Source organism: Pengzhenrongella sp. (genome assembly GCF_036565025.1).
Lineage (GTDB): Bacteria > Actinomycetota > Actinomycetes > Actinomycetales > Cellulomonadaceae > Pengzhenrongella.
Map to the genome: position 1 here is coordinate 1 of NZ_DATCNW010000192.1, position 5574 is coordinate 5574.

Genomic DNA, 5574 nt, shown 5'->3' on the forward strand with positions numbered 1-5574 from the left:
GACGTGGTCGCATTTTCGTTGGGTTGACCGCCTCAGTGCAGCGCTCTGTGCATCCAAAACGCAGTGAATGAGGCGTTTTGGTGCACTTTCGCTGCACCGAGGGCTGCACTGAGCGCTGCACTGAGCGGGCGCACCGGCGAACTCGCGTGGGAATGGCGATCTCGCGGCTCGAGCGCGGGAGCCCACCCGTTCCGCATGCGCGCGGTGCGGGGGCATGGGGCAATCCGGGTGAGGATTGGTGCATGACGCCTGCTGTTGACGGACCGGTCCTGGACAACCTTCGCGCCGACCGGGTGAAGGCGGTCCGGGCGCTGTCCGGGCGGTCGGCGCGCGAGCGCGCGGGCCGGTTCCTGGCCGAGGGCCCCCAGGCGGTCCGGGAGGCCGTCCGGTTCGGCGCCGTCCGGGACCTGTACCTCACCGGCGCGGCTGCCGAGCGCTACGACGAGATCGTCGACTTCGCTCGCGAGCGATCCATCCACGTGCAGCTCGCGTCCGACGACGTGCTGGCCGCGATGTCCCCGGACGCGCAGGGCATCCTCGCCGTCGTCGAGCAGGAGACGGCGACGCTCGACGACGTCCTGGCGACCCGCCCGACGCTCGTCGCGGTGCTCTCCCACGTCCGCGACCCCGGCAACGCCGGGACGGTCATCCGCGCGGCCGACGCGGCCGGGGCGGACGCCGTCGTGCTCACCGCGGAGAGCGTGGACGTGCACAACCCGAAGACGGTCCGGGCGACCGCCGGCTCGCTGTTCCACCTGCCTGTGGTCACCGGCGCCTCCCTCGAGGCGGCGGTCGCCGCGCTCAAGGCGGCCGGGCTGGCGGTGCTCGCCGCCGACGGCGCGGGTGAGGAGGACCTGGACGACCTGCTCGACGTCGCCGGACAGCCCGGCGGCACCGGGAAGGCGCCGGACCTCGCAGCCCCGACCGCGTGGGTCTTCGGCAACGAGGCCTGGGGCCTGCCGCTCGAGGACCGTGCCCTGGCCGACGCCGTCGTGCGGGTCCCCATCCGGGGGCAGGCGGAATCGCTCAACCTGGCCACGGCTGCCACGCTGTGCCTGTACGCCTCGGCGCGCGCGCAGCGCTGAGGCCGGCCCGGAAGGAGCCACCACGATGAGGCTGTTCGTCGCCGTCGTCCCGCCCCTGCACGTGAAGGAGCACGTCGAGCTCGCGCTGACCTCCGTGCGCGAGTCGCAGGCCGCCGGCGGAGCCCGCGGCTCGCTGCTCTGGGCGCCGCTGGAGGACCGCCACATCACGCTCGCGTTCTACGGCGAGGTGTCGGCGGGGGAGGCGGAGGACCTCTACGCGGGTCTCAGCCGGATCGTCTTGGCGCAGCCGCCGTTCGAGCTGCGGTTGCGCGGAGCGGGCGTGTTCGACCGGCGGATCTTCTGGATCGGCTGCGGCGGCGACGTGGGTGCGCTCTCGGAGTTGACCGCCGGCTGCGTCCATCTCGGCCGGATGGTGACCGGTCGTGAGGACCGCCGGGTACGGTCCCGGTCGCACGTGACGGTCGCGCGCGTGCGCGCCCAGGCCCGCACCAACCCGGGCCGGAACCGGGGCGGGAACGGGAACGGCGAGGCCGGGCGCGACGACGTCGCCACGCTCGCCCGGGCCCTCGCGGTCTACGAGGGGCCGAGCTGGCACGTCGAGGAGATCCAGCTGGTCAGCTCGCGCCCGGGCGAGGGCAGGTCCGGCGGACCCGCGTACGACGTGGTGGACACCTTTGCGCTGCTGGGGCCTGCGACGTCCACGGTCGAGCGCACCTAGACTCTCTCCGGTCTGTCGCGGTGCGTGGCGTTACTGCCATCTGCGCCGCAGCGCTAGAGCAACGGCGCACACCACCGAAAGGCACGGATGTCCCTCTCGAACCCCGCCCCAGAGCCCGATGACGCACCCCTGTCCCCGCTTGACGCGGTGGCGGTCGAGGCCGCGTTGAACGCCGCCCTGGCGGCGATCGCCGCGGCGTCGGACCTCGACGCGCTGAAGGTCGCGCGCCTCGCGCACACCGGCGACCGCAGCCCGCTCTCCCTCGCGAACCGCCAGATCGGGCAGCTGAGCCCGGGCGAGAAGGCGTCCGCCGGCAAGCTGCTCGGCGCGACGCGCGGCCGGCTGGGCAAGGCGATCGCCGTCCGGCAGGGCGAGCTCGAGGTCCTGCGCGACGAGCAGATGCTGCGCACCGAGAGCGTCGACGTCACGCTCCCGGTGGACCGCCGTCCGACCGGCGCCCGGCACCCGCTCGAGACGCTCCAGGAGCGCATCGGCGACGTGTTCGTCGCGATGGGCTGGGAGATCGCCGAGGGCCCCGAGGTCGAGGCCGAGTGGTTCAACTTCGACGCGCTGAATTTCGACCCGGACCACCCCGCCCGGCAGATGCAGGACACCTTCTTCCTCGACCCGCCCGACGACGGCCTCGTGCTGCGCACGCACACCTCGCCGGTGCAGGCGCGCTCGATGCTCGAGCGCGACGTGCCGCTGTACGTCATCTGTCCGGGCAAGGTGTTCCGCACCGACGAGCTCGACACGACCCACACCCCGGTGTTCCACCAGGTCGAGGGCCTCGCGATCGACAAGGGCCTGACGATGGCGCACCTCAAGGGCACCCTGGACCACCTCGCGAAGGCGATGTTCGGGGACACCGCGAAGATCAGGTTCCGCCCGTCGTACTTCCCGTTCACCGAGCCGTCGGCCGAGCCGGACTTCTGGTTCGAGGGCAAGAAGGGCGGCGCGGGCTGGATCGAGTGGGGCGGCTGCGGCATGGTCCACCCGAACGTGCTGCGCGCCGCGGGGATCGACCCCGAGGTGTACACCGGTTTCGCGTTCGGCATGGGCATCGAGCGCACGCTGATGTTCCGCCACGACATCGCTGACATGCACGACATGGTCGAGGGCGACGCGCGCTTCCCCCTCCAGTACGGGATGGAGATCTGATGCCGCGCGTACCGCTGCCCTGGCTCGCCGAGTGGGTGGAGCTGCCCCGCGGCGCGACGACGACCGAGGCCGGCGCGCTGCAGGTCGCGGCCGACCTCGCGCGCGTCGGGCTCGAGGACGAAGGGCTGCACGGGTCCTCGGTGACGGGGCCGCTCGTCGTCGGGCGGGTGCTCATCCTCGAGCCCGAGAAGCACAAGAACGGCAAGACGATCAACTGGTGCACGGTCGACGTCGGGCCGTACAACGTGCCGGACGAGTCCGGCACGCCGAGCGGGCCGCGCGGCATCGTCTGCGGAGCGCACAACTTCGCCGTCGGCGACCACGTCGTCGTTGCGCTGCCGGGCGCGGTGCTGCCCGGGCCGTTCGCGATCTCGGCCCGCAAGACCTACGGGCACGTCTCGGACGGGATGATCGCCTCGTCCCAGGAGCTCGGGCTGGGCGGCGACAGTGCGGGCATCATCGTGCTCGAGGACACCCCGACCCCCGGCGACGACGCGATCGAGCTGCTCGGCCTGGCGGAGCAGACCCTCGAGATCAACGTCACGCCGGACCGCGGCTACTGCTTCTCGCTGCGCGGCGTCGCGCGGGAGTACTCGCACGCGACCGGCGCGGCGTTCGACGACCCGGCCCGGCTCGAGGTCCCCGCGGCGTCCGACGGCGGTTTCGCCGTCGAGCTGGCCGACGACGCGCCGTTGCGCGGCCGCGCCGGGTGCGACCGGTTCGTGGCCCGCGCGGTGCGCGGCGTCGCGGCGTCGGGACCGTCCCCGGTCTGGATGCAGCGCCGCCTGGTGCAGGCGGGCATGCGCCCGATCTCGCTCGCGGTCGACGTGACGAACTACGTGATGCTCGAGCTCGGCCAGCCGCTGCACGCCTACGACCTCGCCGGCCTCACCGGCCCGATCGTGGTGCGGCGCGCTCGCACGGGGGAGACGCTGGTGACCCTGGACGGTGCCGAGCGGCGCCTGGACCCCGAGGATCTGCTGATCACCGACGGCGGCGCCGCCGGCGGGCGCGGCTCGCGCGTGCTCGGGATCGCCGGCGTCATGGGTGGCGCCTCCAGCGAGGTCACCTCCGCGACGACCGACGTCCTGATCGAGGGGGCCCACTTCGACCCGGTGTCGATCGCGCGGACCTCGCGCCGGCACAAGCTCGCGTCGGAGGCCTCGCGCCGGTTCGAGCGCGGCGTCGACCACGAGCTGGCGCCGGCGGCGGTGCAGCGGGTCGTCGACCTGCTCGTCAAGCACGGCGGCGGGGTCGCGGACGGCGACCTGACCGACGTCGACCGGCGTGAGCCGGCCGCGCCGATCGCGCTGCCGCTCGACCTGCCGACCCGGATCGTCGGCGTGGACTACCCGGCCGACGTCGTGCGCGAGGTGCTCGAGCTGATCGGGTGCACCGTGCCCGCCGAGACGGCGGGCGACGACGCCGTGGGCGACGCCTACGCGGTGGACGCCGGGGGTGCCGGTGTCCTGAGCGTCGTCGCGCCGAGCTGGCGGCCCGACCTGACCGCACCGATCGACCTGGTCGAGGAGGTCGCGCGGCTGCGCGGGTACGACCAGATCCCGTCGGTGCTGCCGGTCGCCCCGGCCGGGCGTGGCCTGACGCCGTCGCAGCGGGCCCGCCGGTCGGTCGCCCGCTCGCTCGCCGAGTCGGGACTGGTCGAGGTGCTCACCTACCCGTTCGTCTCGCCCCTGATCCACGACACGTTCGGCCTTGCGGCCGGCGACCCGCGGCGCGTCGCATCCCGGCTCGCCAACCCGATGTCGGACGAGAAGACCGAGCTGCGCACGAGCCTGCTCGCCACGCTCGTCGACGCGGCCCGGGTGAACGTCGGGCGGGGCGCCGGTGACCTGGGCCTGTTCGAGATGGGGCTCGTCACGCGCCCGGTCCCGGGCGCGGCCCCCGCGGGGCGGCCCGGCATCGAGCGCCGGCCCTCGGACGCCGAGCTCGACCAGCTGCGCGCCGCGGTCCCGCCCCAGCCGCGCCACGTCGCGGGCCTGTTCGCCGGGCACGCGGAGGCTGCGGGCTGGTGGGGACCGGGCCGGCGCGCCGACCACACCGACGCGATCGCCGCAGTCCAGCGGATCGCGCGGATCGTGCGCGTCGAGCTGGTGGTCGAGGCGGATCCGGAGCACGCACCGTGGCACCCGGGCCGCTGCGCGCGCTTCACGCTCGCGGACGGGACGCTCGTCGGGCATGCGGGGGAGCTGAGCCCCAAGGTCCTCGCCGCACTCGACCTGCCCGCCCGGTCCGCGGCCTTCGAGATCGATCTGGACGTGCTGCTCGCGGCCGCGCCGAGTCAGCCGAAGCAGGGTGAGCCGCTGTCGACCTTCCCGGTCGCCAAGGAGGACCTGGCGCTCGTCGTCGACGCCGCGGTGCCGGCGGCCGACGTGTTCGCCGCCGTGCGCGACGGCGCCGGCGACCTCATCGAGGAGCTGCGGCTGTTCGACGTCTTCACCGGGCCCCAGGTCGGGGAGGGCAAGAAGTCGTTGGCCTTCTCCCTGCGCATGCGCGCAGGAGCCCGCACGCTCACCGCCGACGACGCCGCCGCCGTCCGCGAGGCCGCCGTCGCCGAGGCCGCCCGCCGCGTCGGAGCAGTCCTCCGCGGCACCTGACCCCGACGTGTCAGCCCCAGCGCGGTCCCTGGAC

4 protein-coding genes are annotated in these 5574 nt (G+C 74.0%); all 4 read left to right on the top strand.

Annotation, left to right across the window (positions count from 1 at the left end; translation table 11 throughout):
• The first annotated feature begins 242 nt into the window (after positions 1 to 242).
• The 4 genes from VIM26_RS11185 (at position 243) to pheT (ending at position 5540) form a co-directional block, all read left to right on the top strand.
• On the top strand, positions 243 to 1085 hold the full coding sequence (locus VIM26_RS11185; RefSeq protein WP_331951140.1) for an RNA methyltransferase: 843 nt from the start codon (positions 243 to 245) through the stop codon (positions 1083 to 1085).
• A 25-nt stretch (positions 1086 to 1110) separates the two neighbouring features.
• Complete coding sequence (gene thpR / locus VIM26_RS11190; RefSeq protein WP_331951142.1) at positions 1111 to 1764, top strand: RNA 2',3'-cyclic phosphodiesterase; 654 nt, start codon at positions 1111 to 1113, stop codon at positions 1762 to 1764.
• A gap of 87 nt (positions 1765 to 1851) precedes the next feature.
• The gene (gene pheS / locus VIM26_RS11195) at positions 1852 to 2925 is read left to right on the top strand and encodes a phenylalanine--tRNA ligase subunit alpha (protein WP_331951144.1); all 1074 of its coding nucleotides are present in this window, start codon (positions 1852 to 1854) and stop codon (positions 2923 to 2925) included.
• Positions 2925 to 5540 carry a phenylalanine--tRNA ligase subunit beta gene (gene pheT, locus VIM26_RS11200; protein WP_331951146.1) on the top strand — a complete coding sequence of 872 codons (2616 nt, stop codon included), beginning with the start codon at positions 2925 to 2927 and terminating at the stop codon, positions 5538 to 5540. Before pheS ends, pheT begins: the two co-directional genes overlap by 1 nt.
• Positions 5541 to 5574: the final 34 nt, after the last annotated feature.

Excerpts from the sequence above, each read along its gene's own strand:
- VIM26_RS11185 (WP_331951140.1), top strand. The coding sequence starts at position 243 with ATGACGCCTGCTGTTGACGGACCGGTCCTGGACAACCTTCGCGCCGAC.
- thpR (WP_331951142.1), top strand. The coding sequence starts at position 1,111 with ATGAGGCTGTTCGTCGCCGTCGTCCCGCCCCTGCACGTGAAGGAGCAC.
- pheS (WP_331951144.1), top strand. The coding sequence starts at position 1,852 with ATGTCCCTCTCGAACCCCGCCCCAGAGCCCGATGACGCACCCCTGTCC.
- pheT (WP_331951146.1), top strand. The coding sequence starts at position 2,925 with ATGCCGCGCGTACCGCTGCCCTGGCTCGCCGAGTGGGTGGAGCTGCCC.